The 16,542-nt window shown below is 69.1% G+C and carries 16 protein-coding genes; 8 read left to right on the top strand and 8 right to left on the bottom strand.

Going from position 1 to position 16,542, the window contains the following annotated elements; translation table 11 throughout:
- Positions 1 to 20: 20 nt before the first annotated feature.
- From B9Y95_RS17175 to B9Y95_RS17165, 3 genes are all read right to left on the bottom strand, one after another.
- Positions 21 to 1,559, bottom strand: a complete 1,539-nt coding sequence (locus tag B9Y95_RS17175; RefSeq protein WP_085513738.1) for an ABC-2 transporter permease — start codon at positions 1,557 to 1,559, stop codon at positions 21 to 23.
- 95 nt (positions 1,560 to 1,654) lie between these two features.
- Positions 1,655 to 2,056, bottom strand: a complete 402-nt coding sequence (locus tag B9Y95_RS17170) for an MmcQ/YjbR family DNA-binding protein (protein WP_085513736.1) — start codon at positions 2,054 to 2,056, stop codon at positions 1,655 to 1,657.
- Between the two features lie 102 nt (positions 2,057 to 2,158).
- Positions 2,159 to 2,401, bottom strand: a complete 243-nt coding sequence (locus B9Y95_RS17165; protein ID WP_064296841.1) for a hypothetical protein — start codon at positions 2,399 to 2,401, stop codon at positions 2,159 to 2,161.
- Between the two features lie 38 nt (positions 2,402 to 2,439).
- Between B9Y95_RS17165 and B9Y95_RS17160 the strand changes: the two genes are divergently transcribed.
- The gene (locus tag B9Y95_RS17160; protein ID WP_085513733.1) at positions 2,440 to 2,931 is read left to right on the top strand and encodes a MarR family winged helix-turn-helix transcriptional regulator; all 492 of its coding nucleotides are present in this window, start codon (positions 2,440 to 2,442) and stop codon (positions 2,929 to 2,931) included.
- A 27-nt stretch (positions 2,932 to 2,958) separates the two neighbouring features.
- On the opposite strand, the gene B9Y95_RS17155 is transcribed toward B9Y95_RS17160, so the two are convergent.
- Positions 2,959 to 4,341 carry an MFS transporter gene (locus B9Y95_RS17155; protein ID WP_085513731.1) on the bottom strand — a complete coding sequence of 461 codons (1,383 nt, stop codon included), beginning with the start codon at positions 4,339 to 4,341 and terminating at the stop codon, positions 2,959 to 2,961.
- Between the two features lie 140 nt (positions 4,342 to 4,481).
- On the opposite strand from B9Y95_RS17155, the gene B9Y95_RS17150 reads away from it, so the two are divergent.
- From B9Y95_RS17150 to B9Y95_RS17120, 7 genes are all read left to right on the top strand, one after another.
- The gene (locus B9Y95_RS17150) at positions 4,482 to 5,753 is read left to right on the top strand and encodes a coiled-coil domain-containing protein (protein WP_085513729.1); all 1,272 of its coding nucleotides are present in this window, start codon (positions 4,482 to 4,484) and stop codon (positions 5,751 to 5,753) included.
- A 69-nt stretch (positions 5,754 to 5,822) separates the two neighbouring features.
- The gene (locus B9Y95_RS17145) at positions 5,823 to 6,104 is read left to right on the top strand and encodes a hypothetical protein (RefSeq protein WP_085513727.1); all 282 of its coding nucleotides are present in this window, start codon (positions 5,823 to 5,825) and stop codon (positions 6,102 to 6,104) included.
- A 413-nt stretch (positions 6,105 to 6,517) separates the two neighbouring features.
- Positions 6,518 to 7,498, top strand: coding sequence for a MetQ/NlpA family ABC transporter substrate-binding protein (locus tag B9Y95_RS17140; RefSeq protein WP_085513725.1), 981 nt, complete (start codon positions 6,518 to 6,520; stop codon positions 7,496 to 7,498).
- Positions 7,499 to 7,598: 100 nt separating this feature from the next.
- Entirely contained in the window at positions 7,599 to 8,738 is a 1,140-nt protein-coding gene (locus B9Y95_RS17135; protein ID WP_085513722.1) for a methionine ABC transporter ATP-binding protein, read from the top strand.
- On the top strand, positions 8,731 to 9,396 hold the full coding sequence (locus tag B9Y95_RS17130) for a methionine ABC transporter permease (protein ID WP_079706489.1): 666 nt from the start codon (positions 8,731 to 8,733) through the stop codon (positions 9,394 to 9,396). Before B9Y95_RS17135 ends, B9Y95_RS17130 begins: the two co-directional genes overlap by 8 nt.
- Positions 9,393 to 10,574 carry an acyl-CoA dehydrogenase family protein gene (locus tag B9Y95_RS17125; protein ID WP_085513720.1) on the top strand — a complete coding sequence of 394 codons (1,182 nt, stop codon included), beginning with the start codon at positions 9,393 to 9,395 and terminating at the stop codon, positions 10,572 to 10,574. Before B9Y95_RS17130 ends, B9Y95_RS17125 begins: the two co-directional genes overlap by 4 nt.
- Positions 10,571 to 11,770 carry an acyl-CoA dehydrogenase family protein gene (locus B9Y95_RS17120; RefSeq protein WP_085513718.1) on the top strand — a complete coding sequence of 400 codons (1,200 nt, stop codon included), beginning with the start codon at positions 10,571 to 10,573 and terminating at the stop codon, positions 11,768 to 11,770. Before B9Y95_RS17125 ends, B9Y95_RS17120 begins: the two co-directional genes overlap by 4 nt.
- 95 nt (positions 11,771 to 11,865) lie before the next feature.
- Here the strand turns inward: B9Y95_RS17120 and B9Y95_RS17115 are convergent, their stop codons facing one another.
- Genes B9Y95_RS17115 through B9Y95_RS17100 form a run of 4 tightly spaced genes read right to left on the bottom strand, consistent with a single transcriptional unit; the run spans position 11,866 to position 16,319 of the window.
- Positions 11,866 to 12,795 (bottom strand): carbohydrate ABC transporter permease, encoded by a 930-nt coding sequence (locus tag B9Y95_RS17115; protein WP_085513716.1) that lies wholly within the window; start codon positions 12,793 to 12,795, stop codon positions 11,866 to 11,868.
- The gene (locus tag B9Y95_RS17110; RefSeq protein ID WP_234994155.1) at positions 12,788 to 13,732 is read right to left on the bottom strand and encodes a carbohydrate ABC transporter permease; all 945 of its coding nucleotides are present in this window, start codon (positions 13,730 to 13,732) and stop codon (positions 12,788 to 12,790) included. Before B9Y95_RS17110 ends, B9Y95_RS17115 begins: the two co-directional genes overlap by 8 nt.
- Entirely contained in the window at positions 13,729 to 15,063 is a 1,335-nt protein-coding gene (locus B9Y95_RS17105; RefSeq protein ID WP_085513714.1) for an ABC transporter substrate-binding protein, read from the bottom strand. The genes B9Y95_RS17110 and B9Y95_RS17105 overlap by 4 nt, the downstream gene beginning before the upstream one ends.
- A gap of 23 nt (positions 15,064 to 15,086) precedes the next feature.
- On the bottom strand, positions 15,087 to 16,319 hold the full coding sequence (locus B9Y95_RS17100; RefSeq protein ID WP_085513712.1) for a Gfo/Idh/MocA family protein: 1,233 nt from the start codon (positions 16,317 to 16,319) through the stop codon (positions 15,087 to 15,089).
- Positions 16,320 to 16,542: the final 223 nt, after the last annotated feature.

The following is a 16,542-nucleotide window of genomic DNA, read 5'->3' as shown; positions in this document are numbered from 1 at the left end:
CTCACGCTACCGGCAGGGGCTCAACCGAAGGTGCCCTCGAGGTACACGTCGCCCTCGGGACCGGAGGTGTGGATCTGGTAGTCGGCGGGGTAGCCCGACGGACTCGTTCCGGCGAGCGCCGGATCCTGCAGGATCGCGACGATCGCTGCGGCCCCCTCCGGGGTCACGTCGTTCACGTAGAGCTTCGGTTGGGCGTTGACCTCGATCTCGACGTCGGGGTAGGCCTCGACGACGGCGAGGATGGCGTCGACCATCGGCACGCTCAGCTCGGCCGGGTCGTCCGCCATGGAGAAGCGTTCCGGCACACGGTAATGCGCCCCGTCCGGGTAGATCTCGCGGAGTTCCCGGACCGCCGCGGGAAGAGCGTCCATGGAGAAGACGGTGATGAGCGGCGCCCCCTCCGTGACGGCGATCGACACGTCCAGCCGCTCCGTCAGCATCAGCCGCTGCAGTTCATCGGCGATCTCGTCGATGCTCTGATCGCTCGGCACGAGCTGCACCCGCCACGGGCCACGCGGTGGGTCCTGTTGCTGAGCGGCCGACGTCGGGTCCGGCTCGCGCTGGATGACGACGATAGCGATGCCCTCGAGCTCCTCTCCGGCACGCTTCGCCGCATCGGCCGCGCCGAGCACCTGCCCGACGCCGGCATCGAGCGACATCGTCACCGTCGCGCCGTGACCGACGACCTCGATGTCGGCGATCCCGTCGATGTCGGCGAGCGCCCGAGTGAATCCGTCCTCGGCTTCGGACCGTTGCGCCGCGGCAACCTCGCGCGCGGGCGGCGGGCGGAACGCACCGGTCGACGCCACGATGACCGCGACGACGACGAGACCGGCGAGCACCGCAGTGACGACACGCACCGATCGCCGGCCGATGACGAAGGAGAGGAGCATGATGAGCGCGGCGACGATCAGCACGGGGGCGCCGTAAACGACGAGTCCGAAGACGAGTATCGCGAGTGCTGATCCGAGATTGCCCACCAGCCCACCAGCGGCTCCGCTGGCGATCAACCCCACGGGCGGTATCCCGAAGACCACAAGGACACCGAAGCCGATCCCGGCGACCATGACCGCCGTCAGGCCGCTCAAGTAGGCGAGCCCACGCGAGGGGGTCCTCCGACGGACGACCTCCATCACCGGTTGGACGATCACGAGCATGACGCCGACGGCGACGAGGATCCACCCGCCGAGCGAGCCGACCGTCTGGTACCAGAGCTCCGCCTCCGACGGTCCACCGAGCACGATCGGTGCGTCCGGGCCGTACGACCCGGTCGATTGATCGACGCGCATGGCGGTACCGACGATGTCGAACAGCGTCGTGACGACGCCCCCGATGGCGATGATGAGGACGGCCGAGACGGAGAGGTCGAGGGAGCGGGTGAGATATGCGATCAGGAACGCCACTCGGGGCGATCGGCGGGCAGGACGCTGGGGATCCGCGGATGCGTGGTCGGGGTCCGGCGAGGTCGCCACGGTCGAGGTCGCGATGCCGGATCCGGCGGCGCTGGCCTCGGCGTCATCGCGCTCAGGTGATGTCCCGGCTGCGCCCCCGTCGCTCATGGCTCCCCACTTCCGATGCGTCTCGATGACGCTCCCCCGCTCGTCAGTCTGACACGACCCCGTCGGGATGCCGCCGCGGCCAGGTCTGTCCCCGGTCAGCGCGCGTCGAGCGCGCGTAACTGCCGCTGCAGGGCGACCTGCCGGTACGAGGTGTCGATCAGTTCGGCGATGAGCGCCCAGTCGACGTCGTCGAGCGTGCGTCTGTCGTCGCCGTCGAGACCGGCGTCGAACGCGAGCTTGCCCGACGGGCCGTCGTACTTCGGCGACCAGAACCGCTCGTCCTCGAGCCAGGCGCCGCGTTCCTCCTCGGCGGGCGTGAACGTGATGCTGTGCGGAATGCGCATCTCCGACCCGACGGTCACGAACACCCGCTTGCCCGCCTTGAACCGCGGGCGTCCGTGGCCGAACGTCTCGACGGCCTCCGGATAGGCGAGGCAGATCCGCCTGACGCGTTCGACGAACGGATCGTCGGGTTCGTGCACGATCGGATGCTCCATGCGCTGACGCTACTCCGGGCGGGCGTCACGCGACAGCCCCGCTGAGTCGCCCGGAACCGCACAAATCCGAGCAGAAACCGTGCAGTTCCGGGCGACTCACCGTCAGGCGGCCGGCGCCTTCGGGCAGTGCAGCTGCGTGCGCGGGCCGGTCGTGCGGTCGACGATGTGCTCCGACATGGCGTGGCCGCAGATCGGACACCCCGATTGCGCGGCCGGAGGCAACGGCTCCTCATTGTACGGACCGAGCGGCGGCGGACCGAGCACCTTCCACATGCGGCCGTTCACCCAGCCGTACAGACCACCGGCCTCGCGCACGGACTCCCGGAAGGATCGTTTCTCGCTCATATTGATGAGTGTACTAATCATTTGGGTACGATGGGACCGTGACCGCCAACGAATCCACCACCGTCGCCACGGCCGACGACCTGCTCCAGCTCGAGAACCAGGTCTGCTTCGCGCTCGCCGTCGCGTCGCGCAGCGTCATCTCGCTCTATCGACCGATCCTCGAACCGCTCGGTCTCACCCATCCGCAGTACCTCGTGATGCTCGCGCTCTGGCAGCACAGCCCGCGCTCGGTCAAAGACCTCGGTGGAGCACTGCAGCTCGAGCCGGCGACGTTGTCCCCACTCCTCAAGCGCCTCGAGACCGCCGGGCTCGTCCGACGCGACCGCAGCCGACTCGACGAGCGCGTCCTCGACGTCTCGCTCACCACCGCCGGCCGTGAGCTCCGCACCCAGGCGGAGGCCATCCCGCACCGGGTCATGAACGAGCTCCGCATGGACACCGAGCATCTCACCCAGCTCCGCGAGATGCTCCATGCGGTGATCGGAGCGGCCACCACCGCGCCCGCCGTCACGGGTGTCGACCCGCTCTGACCGAGGGCTCGCCGCCCGGCGAGGTCGTCAGACCGGCGACGAGGTCGTCGTCTCCGAGGCGGTCGCGGTCCGCGGATTCCGGATGCCGACGAACGACACCACACCGCCCACGAACATGAACACGGCGGTCGCCAGGACCACCCGTGGGAACCCGTCGACGCCGAGCGCACCACCGGCGATGATGCCGACCAACGCGATCGACACGAGGCCGGCCACGCGCGACACCGCGTTGTTGACCGCCGACCCGATGCCCGCATGGGCCGGGTCGATCGATCCGAGGATGCCCGCGGTGAGCGGTGCGACCGTGATCGCGAGGCCGAGCCCGACGAGCAGGATGCCCGGGAACAGCTGCACCCAGTAGTTCAGATCCTGCTGCGCACCCATCATCAGCAGGAAGCCGACGCCGGCGATGATCGGCCCGACCGTCATGAACAGCCGCGGTCCGTGCTTGCCGGCCAGCTTGCCGAACCACGACGACAACGCGAGCATGACGAGCGTCGGCGGCAGCGTCGCGATGCCCGCCAGCGTGGCGCTGAAGCCCGCCGTCTGCTGGATGAAGACCGCGATGGCGAAGAAGCCGAGCGAGAGGGCACCGTAGATGAAGACGGTCGCGATGTTGCCGTAGCCGAAGTTGCGCACGCGGAAGAGCGACAGCGGCAGCATCGGATCGGGGTGGCGGCGCTCCCACCAGAGGAAGGCGACGAAGGACACGACACCGCCGATGAGCGGCACGAGCAGCATCGGGCTCGACCAGCTGTAGCGCTCCTGCTCGATGAGCGCGAAGACGGGACCACCGAGCCCGACTGCGCCGAGCACCGCACCGATGACGTCGATACGCGGGCGGTGTCCGGGCTCGGGTACGCGATCGGTGCGCATCATGAGCCACAGGGTGACGAGGATCGGGATGATGTTGATCGCGAAGATGAGGCGCCAGGACAGCGTGTCGACGAGCACGCCGCCGAGCAGCGGGCCGGTGATGCCCGCGGCCCCCGTCCATGCCGTCCAGGTGCCGATCGCCTTGCCCTGCGTGACGCCGCTGAACGTCGAGATGATGATGGCGAGCGAGCTCGGCACGAGCAGCGCAGCCGCGCCGCCCTGGAGCAGCCGCGCGATGATGAGGACCTCGGCGGTCGGCGCGACGGCGCACAGGATCGAGGTGACGCCGAAGCCGATGAGCCCGATGCGGAGGATGCGGATGCGCCCGAACGCGTCGGAGAGCGAGCCCGCGAGCAGGATGAGCGAGCCGAGGGTGATCAGGTAGGCGTCGACCACCCACTGCTGCACGATGAGGCCGCCGCCGAGTTCCTTCGTCATCGCGGGGAGCGCGACGTTCACGACCGAGCCGTCGAGGAACGCCACGAACGAGGAGAGGATCGCGATCGTGAGCACGAGGCGCTGCTGGCGGGTCATGGGTTCAGGGTAGCCCCGCGGACCGACGTGCCGAGCGCGATCCGGAGGAAGCTCGACAAGCGCAAACGCCGTCGACGACCGACGCCCGACGCCACGTCCTTCCCAGCCGATCCCCGTTCCGCGTTCGTAGACTGGAGCCCATGGACGATCTGTGGTGGCTCCCCTCGCTGATCGTGTTCGGGGGCGTCGGCATCATCGTCTGGTTGCTCGTCACCCTGCTGCGTCGGCGCAATCCGAAGACCCCTGTCGCCTCCATCGACGACCTCCACCGCCGTGCGGGTATCGCCCTCGTCCGCACCGACGACGCGGTCCGCGAGGCCGAGGACGAGGTCGGATTCGCCGAAGCGGAGTTCGGGCGCGAAGCCGCCCGGGGGTATGCGGCCGACGTCGCCTCGGCACGCTCGGCGCTCGGGGAGGCGTTCCGGCTCCGCCAGTCGCTCGAGGACGAGATCGCCGACACGGAGGCACAGCGTCGTGCCTGGAACGAGCGGATCATCAGCGTCTGCGAGGACGTCGAGCGCACCCTGAGCGCCCGACTGCGCGGCTTCGACGAACGCCGCGGAGCGGAGCGTTCGGCCCCCGACCTCCTCGACCAGCTCGAGCGACGCATCGACCGCGCGCGCGAACGGCTCACCACCACCGGCCTCGCGATCGCCTCGGCCGCCGATCGCTATGCGGTGAGCGCCGTCGAGGACGCCCGGGTGCTCCGCCGAGCCGCGCAGGACACGGTCGACCAGGCGACGGACGATGCCGCGCAGACGAAGGATCGGATCGACACCGGCCGGCCGGCCGCCGCGGCACTGCACGCCCTGGGGCGCGAGCTGCAGCAGGCGGAGGACCGGCTGGACGCCGTCGAGCGTTCGCTCGCGGGCATCACTGCTGCCGAGACCGAACTCGCCGCAGCAGGGCGGGAGCTCCGCACGGTGATCGCCGAAGCGGAAGCCCTCCGCGCGGAGGTCGAGCGCGCGGAGACGGCCGCCGTCATCGCGGCTGCCGTCGAGCGGGCGAACCGCGCGCTCCTCGAAGCGGAGTCGACCACGTCCACGGACGGCGACCGCGTCCTGCCCGATCCGGTGCGACGCCTGGAGGCGGTTCGCGCCGCCGACATCGATCTCGACGCCGCCCTCGCGACCGCCCGGAGCGCGCAGCAGCGCCTCGACAACGCTCGCGAGGCGCTGCGCGGGGCACTGTTCACCGCGGACAGCAACATTCGCGTCGCCGTCGACGTCATCGCCGCGCACCGAGGGAGCGTGGGTGCCGATGCGAGGACCCGCCTCGCCGAGGCACAGCGGCAGCTCGCGCTCGCGGAGGCGGCAGCGGTCGACGATCCGGTCGAGGCGCTCGACGCCGCCCGTCGGGCATCGCGGATCGCCCAGGACGCGGATGCACTGGCGCGATACGACGTGGGGTGACGTCGATCCGCCGAGGACCGATGTCGAACTGTCAGAATTCATGTTCTAGAATATGAGTTCGGTTGTCGCATGCTTCTGACCGTGCATCGCGCAGCCCTCACCGTCGACTCCCGAGAGGACCCCGTGCCCAGCTCGTCCGCGCGCCCGCCGCGCTCCGCGTCCCCGATCTTCACGACGCTCACCCACGGGTTCGATGCGCAGGAGGCGTCGTCAGCTCCGCAACAGGGCCGCCTGGACGGAGCGACGACCGAGCACGGGTCGCCGATCCCCTCACCCGACTGCCCGATCTTCGATCAGCTCGCGGGCCGACGTCTCGCCCGCCGCCGGAGCAACTTCGTACACCCTGCCTGACCCCGCCCTTCGACAGGCTCAGGGACCGGAGGAGGAGCTCAGGGTCCGGTAGAGGAACCCAGGGACCGGAAGAGGTGCGAGCGGGAGACCCGGTCATTGAGAGCCGGATTCGGCCACTGAGCCCCACCCCCGGTCGCTGAGCCCCAGCCCCAGTCACTGAGCCCCAGCCCCAGCCCCAGCCCCGGTCACTGAGCCCCAGCCCCGGTCACTGAGCTTGTCGAAGTGCACCGGGAGGTGCGGAGCGCCGGTCGACGTGCCGCAGTGTAGGGACGATCGCCCGCCCGCGCAGCGCGTTTACGTTTCATCTCGAACGGTGACGGTCCGCAGTAACGCAACGGGCGTCCACCCGCCTGCCTGTGGAAACTGGCTCCGTGCACGCACCAGTGCACCCACAGACAGAGCCGAGGACCATCATGAGTGAGCACACGGGACCAGAACCGAGCGAATTGCGGGCGTCGATCGCCTCCGGCAAGCGGAAGCGCCGGAACCTGCTGATCGGCGGTGTCGCGGTCGTCGCCGTCGCCGCGATCGCCGTCGTCGTCTCGGTCGTCGTCGGTGGCCAGAACGGGGCAGCCGACGCCGCGACCGGTTCCGGTGCGCCCGCCGAGCGCCTCAGCGTGAAGATCGCGGTGTCGGAGGACACGCAGTTCCAGGACGCCGTGAAGGAGGTCGCCGCCGAGAAGGGCCTCGACGTCGAGTGGGTGAACGTGAAGGACTGGGTCCTCCCGAACACCGAACTCGTCGCCGGCACCGTCGACGCGAACGCCTTCCAGCACATCCTCTACCTCTCGGCCTTCAACGCAGAGAACGACGCCGACCTGACACCGGTGTTCTCGACCGTCATCACGCAGTGGGGGATCTTCTCGAAGACGCTCACCGACGTCAAGGACCTCGCCGACGGCGCGCGCATCGCGATCCCCGACGACCCGTCCAACGGCGGCCGTGCCCTGAACATCCTGGCCGCGGCCGGACTCATCGAGATCGCGGCGGACGCGGGGAACTTCCCGACCGTCGAGGACGTCACCGCGAACGACAAGAACCTCCAGTTCGTACCACTGCCCGCGACGAGCATCCCGCAGCAGTTCGACGACCCGTCCCTCGCGGCCGTCGTCGTCGGGACCTCCTACTTCGACCCGAGCCAGGGCATCACGAAGGACGACGCACTCTTCCTCGACGACTCGCTCTCCGAGAAGAACCTGCCCTACGTCAACGTCATCGCCACGCGCGAGGAGGACAAGGACAACCCCGCCTGGAAGATCCTCGAGGACACCTACGCCGACCCGCGCGTCGCCGAGGCGCTCGACGACGAGTTCGCCGGGAACTCGATCCTCGTGAAGGTGCCGGTGAAGGACCTCCGCGACAAGCTCGCCGAGCTCCAAGCCGAAGCCGAGTAGGACGACGGCGGCCGGTCATCGCCTCCCGCGCTGATCGGCCGCCACCACGCAGTGGCCGTCCGGGGGCTCCCGGACGGCCCTCCCGCGAGAGGAGCAGGTGATGAACACAGCAATCGTCTTCGAGGACGTCAGCAAGACGTTCGAGGTGAAGGGCCGTGCCTTCGAGGCGCTGCGCCACGTCGACCTGACGGTCGAGCGGGGTGAGATCTTCGGCATCGTCGGATACTCCGGCGCCGGGAAGTCGACACTCCTGCGCACCGTCAACGCCCTCGAGCGGCCGACGAGGGGACGGGTGATCGTCGACGGCCTCGAGATCTCCGCACTCGCCGGGCAGGCGCTCTACGCCGCGCGTCAGCGGATCGGCATGATCTTCCAGCAGTTCAACCTCCTGGAGTCCCGGACCGTCTACAAGAACATCGCCTACCCGCTCAAACTCGCGAAGGTGCCGGACGCCGAGATCCTCGACCGCGTCGAAGAACTACTCGCGTTCGTCGGGCTGAGCGACAAAGCGCTCGCCTACCCGTCGCAACTCTCCGGCGGGCAGAAGCAACGGGTCGGCATCGCCCGCGCCCTCGCCACCCGCCCCGAGATCCTCATCTCCGACGAGGCGACCAGCGCCCTCGACCCGCAGACGACCGGCGAGGTCCTCGAGCTCCTCCGGCGGGTGAACGAGGAGTACGGCCTCACGATCCTGCTCGTCACCCACGAGATCGACGTCATCCGAGAACTCGCAGACCGGGTCGCCGTCATGGAAGACGGCGAGGTGGTGGAGCAGGGCAGTGTGTACGAGGTGTTCTCGGCACCACGCACCGCGACCGCGCGACGCTTCGTCTCGTCGGTGCTCCACCACATCCCCTCCGAGGAGGTGCTCGCGAAGATCCGGGCCGTGCACCACGGGCGCCTGGTCCAGCTGCACGTCGAGGACCGCGACACCAACCATCCGTTCCTCTCGCAGGTCGCCCGCGACAACGACATCGACTTCAACGTCGTGTTCGGCGGCGTCGACGAACTCCAGGGGCGACTGTTCGGCAGTCTCACGGTCGAGCTGCTCGGACCGGACGACCGCGTGGACGCCGCCATCGACGGACTCCGTGCCACGGCGACGGTCACCGCGATCGACCCGGCGCCCGCCCTTCGACAAGCTCAGGGACCGGGCGTGGGGCAACAAGGACCGATCGTCGAAGGGTACGAACCGCTCGCCGAGGACCCCAACACCCTGAAGGAGCACACCCATGCGTGACTTCGATCCCGACGCGTTCTTCCCGCGTCTCCTCAAGGCCATCGGGGAGACCGGCCTCATGGTCTCCGTCTCCTTCGCCGTCGCGACGGTCATCGGGATCCTGCTGGGCCTCCTGCTCTATGCGAGCCGGCCCGGCAACCTCCTGCAGAACCGCGTCGTGTTCGGCGTCCTGAACTTCGTCATCAACGTCATCCGTCCGGTGCCGTTCCTCATCGTCGCGATCGCGCTCATCCCGCTCACGCGGCTCGTGTTCGGCACCGGCCTCGGACCGCTTCCGGCGACGATCCCGCTCATCCTCGTCGCGAGCGTCGCCATCGGGCGCGTCTCCGAGTCGAACCTCGTCGCCGTGTCACCGGGTGCCATCGAGGCCGGCGCGGCCATGGGGGCGAGCCCCGTGCGAGTGCTGTTCACGATCGTCGTGCCCGAGGCGCTCGGCCCGCTGATCCTCGGCCTGACGTACATCCTCGTCGCCCTCGTCGATGCGACGGCGGTGGCCGGTGTGCTCGGCGGCGGCGGCCTCGGTGACCTCGCCATGACCTACGGTTACCAGCGGTTCGACTGGATCGTCGTCGGACTCGTGGTCGTCACGCTCGTCCTGCTCGTGCAGCTCGCCCAGTTGCTCGGCAACGTGCTGGCGAAGCGGGTGCTGCACCGATGAGCGCCGACGACTTCGACTCGTTCCTCTCCTCCATCCGCGGTGGCGCCGTGTCGCGCGAGGCCGACCGGCGGCTCCTGTTCGACGAGGTCGCCGAGCTGAAGCACCTGGGTTTCGCCGCAGCCAGAGTGCCCGTCGCGTCCGGTGGCGGCGGGCTCACCCTCGAGCAGCTGTTCGCGCGGCTCATCGCGCTCTCGGCGGCGGACTCGAGCCTCGGGCACGTCTGGCGCGGGCACATCCTGTTCGCCGAGGCGCTGCTCGCCTCGCCCGACGCCGCCTATCGGGAGCACTGGTTCGCACGGCTGAGCGCCGGCGACCTCGTCGGGAACGCGCAGTCGGAGCGGCACGCGACCGCGCACCTCGAGACCGTCGTCGACCGGGACGGCGAGCTCCTCGCGGTGACCGGCACGAAGTACTACACGACCGGCAGCATCTACGCCGACTGGATCCACCTGTCCGCACTGGACGGGACCGACCGCGTCGCGGTGACCGTCTCCGCGCACGATCCAGGCACCCGCTCGGTGGACGACTGGGACGGCTTCGGACAACCGTTGACCGGAAGCGGGACGACCACCTTCGACCGCGTGCCGGTGGACCCGCGCGACCTCGTCGTCCACAGCGGCGACGCGGCGGGGTGGCACCGGACGGGCGCCCTCCAACAGCTCATCCTGCTCGGTGTGGTGGCGGGCATCACGCAACGTGCCCTCGAGGACACCGTCGACTACGTGCGGGCCAGGCGACGGACCGTCGGCCACGCGGGCGAGCACCTGCCACGAGAGGATCCGCTCGTGCAGTCGATCGTGGGCCAGCTGAGCAGCGTCGTGCACACCGCCCGCGCGCTCGTCCTCGCGTCTGCTCGGACCCTGGACGGGTCGGCCACCGATCCCGACGCCGCGCGTTCGGCCCTCCTGGAGGTCTTCCGCGTCCAGCAGGTCGTCCTCCCGCTCGTCCTCGATGCGCTCAGTCGCCTGTTCGAGGTCGGTGGTGCCTCCGCCGTCGGCCGATCGACCGCGCTGGACCGGCACTGGCGGAACGTCCGGACGATCGCCTCCCACAATCCCGCCGTGCAGCGTTCGGCGGCACTCGGGCAGTTCGAACTCAACGGCACCCTGCCCGAGTGGCAGGCTCCGGGGGCGCGGCCCGAGACCGAGCCCGTTCCGGCGGATGGAGAGCAGGCATGAGCGAGACGGCGACGATCGACCGGGACCTGGTGCAGCGCTTCGCGTCGCTCTTCGACGAGCTCGGGCGGGACACCGTCGAACGGGAGCGCGAGCGCCGGCTGCCGTATGCCGAGGTGGAGGCGCTGCGTGAAGTGGGCTTCACCCGCGTGACGCTGCCGCGACGGTATGGCGGCGAGGAGGCCACGCACGGCGAGCTGTTCGAGCTGCTCGCCGAGCTGGCCAGACGCGACCCGAACCTCGCGCAGCTGTTCCGCTCCCACTTCTCCTACATCGACCGCACTCTGCACGCGCCGGCGTCCGCGGACCGCGAGGCACGCCTGGCCCGGCTGGCCGACGGAGCCATCGTCGGCAACGCGAGCCACGAGCGGTCGACCGCGAAGGTGGGCTCGCTCGCCACCCGGCTCACCGAGACGCCGGGCGGTCTCCGACTGAACGGCACCAAGTTCTACAGCACGGGCACCCTGTTCGCCGACCTCGTCGGGGTCGCCGCCGAACAGGACGGCGAGTTCGTCTCGGCGCTCGTGGAGACGGACGCCGCAGGTGTCGATCGGATCGACGATTGGACCGGGTTCGGACAACGACTGACGGGCAGCGGCACCACCGTCTTCACGGAAGTCGCCGTCGACGCATCGGCGGTGACCCGGCGCGAGCCGGAGCGCCTCTCGCACGGCGGAGCGTTCGTGCAGTTGGTCCTGCTGGCGGCGGTGACGGGCATCGGCCGCGCCATCGTCGACGACGCCGGTGCGTTCGTCCGCACGCGGACCAGGACGTACAGCCACGGTGCGGCGTCGACCGCCCAGGCCGACCCGATCGTGCAGGAAGTCGTCGGTGAGCTGTCGGCGAAGTCGTTCGCCGCCGACGCCGCACTGGCCGCCGCGACGACCGCGCTGGAGCGTTCGAGCGCGGCGATCCTCGGTGCCGGCCCGGATCTCGTCCAGGAACGGATCGCCGCCGTCGAACTCGCGACGGCGCGCGCGCAGCTGGTGATCCTGCCCGCCGTGCTCGACGCCGCGACCGCCCTGTTCGACGTCGGCGGTGCGAGCGCCGTCGAGACGCACCGGGCGCTCGACCGGCACTGGCGGAACGCCCGCACGATCGCCTCGCACAACCCGTCCCGCTTCAAGGCCAGGGCGATCGGCGACCACGTCGTGAACGGGACGCCGATCGCCTCCTGGTGGAGCACCGGCGAGGCGTGACGCCCCGCCAGCCACGCCCTTCGACAAGCTCAGGGACCGCCCTTCGACAAGCTCAGGAACCACCCTTCGACAAGCTCAGGGACCGGGGCGAAGTGCTACTTCAGCCCGGAGAACGCCAGCCCGTCGATCACCCGGCGCTGGAGCACGATGAACAGGATGAGTACCGGTGCCATTGCGAGGATCGACGCGGCCATCATCACCGGGTAGTCGGTCGTCTTGTCGCTCGACAGTGTCGCGAGACCGGCGGCGAGCGGCATCGAGTTGGCGTACGTGGACACCACGAGCGGCCAGAGCAGTTCGTTCCACGACCACAGCACGGTCGTGATCGCGAGGACGCTGATGCTGGGCCTCGCGAGCGGCAGCATGATCTTCCAGAAGATCTGGAACGGCCCGGCGCCGTCGATCCGCGCCGCCTCCTCGAGCTCGGTCGGCAGGTTCAGGAACGCCGTCCGCATGAGGAAGGTGCCGAACGCGCTGAACAGGCCGGGTGCGACGATGCCGAGCGTGGTGTTCAGCCAGCCGAAGCCCTGCACGATCTGGTACTGCGAGATGAGGTACGCCTGCGACGGCACCATGAGGATCGACAGCGTCACGGCGAGCAGCACCGCGCGTCCGCGGAACCGCATCCGCGCGAACGCGTACCCCGCCATGGTGCAGAGGACGATCTGCGCGAGGGTCCTGATCACGGTGATGACGATCGACGTGCGCAGCTGGTCGAGGAACGGGAGGCGCTCGAACACCGCGGCGTAGTTCTGCCACTGCAGTTCGGCCGGCCAGAACGTGGGGACCACGCTCTGCACCTCCGCGTTCGTCGACAGCGACATGATGATCTGCCAGATGAACGGGAACGCCATGATGAGCCCACCGACGCCGAGCACGATGTGGGCGACGACGTGCGACCCGCGCCGCTGGCCGGGCCGACCGGCATCGCGGCGTCGCGCGGACGCGGCGGACGGACGACCCGAACCCGGAACGGTGACGGCACGGGTGGTGAGCGGTGCTGTGGCCGTGAGTTGCTCAGTCATTGTTGACCCATCGTTTCTGGAGCCGGAACTGGAGGAGCGTCACGAGTCCGATGATCAGGAAGATCACGATCGCGATCGCCGCCGCGTACCCCTTGTCGTTCTGGACGAAGCCCTGGTCGTAGAAGAAGTAGACGAGCGACATGCTCTTCGGGAGCACCGGGTTGGTGCTGCCGAGGATCGCGTACAGCAGGTCGAAGAGTTGGAAGCTCGAGATGACCGTGATGATCGTGACGAAGAAGATGCTCGGGGTGAGCAGCGGCACCGTGATCGAGCGGAACTGCCGCCACCGGGTGGCGCCGTCGAGCTCGGCCGCCTCGTACAGCTCCGGTGCGATGTTCTTGAGCCCGGACGCCAGGATGATCATCGAGAAGCCGAGCGACGACCAGAGGCCGACGATCGCCACGGCGAACATCGCGGTGCCCGGCGTGCTGATCCAGTAGGGGCCGTCGACACCGACGAGCGACAGCGTGTAGTTGAGGATGCCGAAGTCGCCGTTGAAGATGATGCGCCAGACGATGGCCACGGCGGTCGGCATCGCGACGTACGGCAGGAAGAAGAGCACCCGGTAGAAGCTCGCGAACCGAAGGCCGGGGAGGTTCAACAGGCTCGCGAGGTAGACGGCGATCGGGATGCCGAGGAGCACGACCGCCGTGTAGATCAGCGTGTTGCCGAGGGAGGCGTAGAGCCGCCCGTCGGCGAACAGCCGGACGTAGTTCTCGACGCCCGTGAAGGTGGTTCCGCCGAAGACGCCCCACTCGGTGAACGAGTAGTAGGCGGTCTGGATCATCGGCCAGATGAAGAAGACGCCGATGCCGGTGAGGAGCGGGAGGACGAAGACCCACGGCCAGGCACCGTCGCCGCGGGCGGCACCCCGCCGGGCCACTCTCCGTGAGGAGAGCGGCGCCGACGGGGTGCGCAGCACGGTCTGACCGGTCACTTCTTGGCCAGCGCGGCGTTCATCTGCTCGGCGATGTCCTTCGCCACGTCGGAGACGGGCTTGTCGCCGCTGAACGCGTCGGGCAGGAGCTCGACCTCGAGCGCGTTCCACGCAGCGGTGTTCTCCGACACCGGCAGCGGCTTGGCGTAGTCGAGGGCGTCGAGGAAGACCTGCAGGTTCATCGTCGGGTAGGAGTCGACGAAGGACTGCTGCGTGCCCGTGAAGGCGGGGATGACGGCACCGAGGTCGCCCTGCTGCTGCTGGGCCTCCTCGCTCGCCAGGAACACCTGCAGTGCCTGCGCGGCCTGCTTGTTCTTGCTCGCCGCCGCGACGACGTTCGAGACGCCGTGGATGACCGTCGCCTGCTCCTTGCCGGTGGGCAGCGGGAAGGCCTGCGTGGTGGCGGCGACGTCCGACTCACCGACGAGGGGTCGCAGCCAGCTGCCGCCCCAGTACATGGCGACCTTGCCCGAGGTGAACCACTGGTCGGCCGGCGTGTCCGTCAGCTGTTGGATGCTGGGCGAGGAGCCGTTCGCGATGAGGTCGGTCCAGAACTGGAGCCCTTCCTGGGCCTCGGGGCTGTCGTACTCGGACTCGGTCTGGTCGGCGTTGATGACCTCGCCGCCGGCCTGCAGGATCGTGTTGTAGTAGGTGGTCTGGCCGTCCATGCCGCCGGCGGCACCGTAGACACCCTGGTCTTTGAGGTTCGTCGAGATCGTCTGTGCGGCGGTGTCGAAGTCGTCCCAGGTCCAGTCGTCGGCGGGCAGCGCGACGCCGGCCTGCTCGAAGAGCGCCGTGTTGACCCAGACGCCGACGGTGTCGAAGTCCTTCGGCACGCCGTACTGGGTGTCGTCGAGCGAGTACAGCTCGTTCAGTGCCTCGGGGTAGTTCTTCGGGTCGATGTCGCCAGCCTTCACGGCGCCGGTGATCGGCTCGATCTTGCCGTTCGCCGCGTAGACCTGGAAGTTCGGCCCGTTCAACCAGAAGAGGTCGGGCAGGGTGTCGCTCGAGGCCTGCGTCTGGAGCTTCGACCAGTACGAGGCCCAGGGCGTGACGTTCACGTTGACGGTGATGTCGGGGTAGACCTTGTTGAAGGCCTCGATGTTGGCGTCGATCGCCTCGACCTGGGCCTGGTCCCAGACGCCGTAGGTGATCTCGGCCTTGAGGTCCTTCGGGGCGGCGGCGTACTCGCCACCGGTGGCGCCCCCGCCACCGGTGCTGCAGCCGGCGGTGAGCGCGGCGGCGGCGAGGAGGCCGATGCCACTGAGGACGGCACGGCGGCGGTTGCGACCACCGGGTGCGGCGTTGCGGTTCAGGAACGGCGAAGGCATGACTGGAGTCCTTTCGAGGTGCGCTACCGGGTGGCGGCGTCGAGGGAGTGCGGTGCGGTGCTGGCGGTGAGGGAGGAGAAGTACTCGACGAGTGCGGGGTCGAGCGGCGGGACGTCGAGCGGGATCGAACCGTTGCGGAGGGAGTGGGCGGCGAGGGCACCGGCGGCGACGGCCTGGCGCGCGGCGACCGGCGACAGCGTGGTCGGGGTGCCGTCGGCGACGAAGGCGAGGAACTCGTTCATCGTGTCGAGATCGGCGTCGGCATGGCCCTCCTCGACGCCCGCGATCGGGTACTCGACGTCGCCCTCCGTGCTCCAGGTGCGACGACGGTTCCAGACCTTGACGGTGCCACCGGCGGTGTCGCCGATGTTCTCGAGCCGGCCGTGCGTCCCGATGACGGTGTAGTTCCGCCAGTAGTCGGGGGTGAAGTGGCACTGCTCGTAGCTGGCGGTGATCCCGTGCTCGAGGGTCATGAGCATCATCGAGACGTCCTCGACGTCGACCACGGGGTTCAAGCCGCGCTGCGCTTCGGGCGGCCAGTTGTCGTACGAGAACCAGTCGGCCATGGTCTGACCGCTGCGATCCTCGTGATCGTCGATGTCGCCGTAGACCGCGAGGTCGCCCATCGCGACGACGCGCTGCGTATACGCGCCGGCGAGGAAGTGGACGACGTCGATGTCGTGGCTCGCCTTCTGCAGGAGCAGGGTGTTCACGCGCGAGCGGTCGGCGTGCCAGTCCTTGAAGTAGTAGTCGCCGCCGTTGCCGACGAAGTGACGCACCCAGACGGACTTGACCGCGCCGATCTCGCCGCGCTCGATGACCTCGTGCATGAGCCGGACGACGGCCGCATGTCGGAAGTTGTGCCCGACGTAGAGCGGCGTCCGCGACTCGTAGGCGGCCTGGAGGACCGCGTCGGCGTCGTCGAGCGTGATCGCGAGCGGCTTCTCGAGGTAGACGGCGATGCCGGCACGCAGCAGGTCGACCGCGATCTCCTTGTGGGTCCAGTCGGGCGTCGTGACGATCGCCGCGTCGACACCGCCCTGCGCGATGAGCGCCTCGTGGGAGTCGAAGACCGCGATGTCGTCGCCGAACAGCTGCCGTGCCCGACCCCGACCGATCTCGGTGGTGTCGACCGCTGCGACGACCGATGCGGACGTGGGGCTCGTGGCGACGTGTTCGGCGATGTAGGCGCGCTGGCCGGTGCCGATGACGGCGACCCGGAGGCCTTCTGGGGTGGTGGCTGGTGCAGTGCTCACTCGATCACATCCGCTTCCTTGCGTGAAGTTGATTCATATGATGCCAAAACGATCATGAAATGACAATAGGCGATCACAGGGCTGACGCAAGTGCGGGGCGGCCGATGTGGAGAGGTTTTACCGCACGGAAACATGGGGAGCGGTGTCGCACTTCGACAGGCTCAGTGACCGGAAAGCGGCTCAGTGACCGGAAAGCGGCGGCTCAGTGACCGGGAGGGCGGCT

The sequence above is a fragment of the Plantibacter flavus genome (genome assembly GCF_900177615.1).
Taxonomy (GTDB): Bacteria; Actinomycetota; Actinomycetes; order Actinomycetales; family Microbacteriaceae; genus Plantibacter; species Plantibacter flavus.
This window is presented reverse-complemented; position numbering and strand designations above follow the sequence as displayed.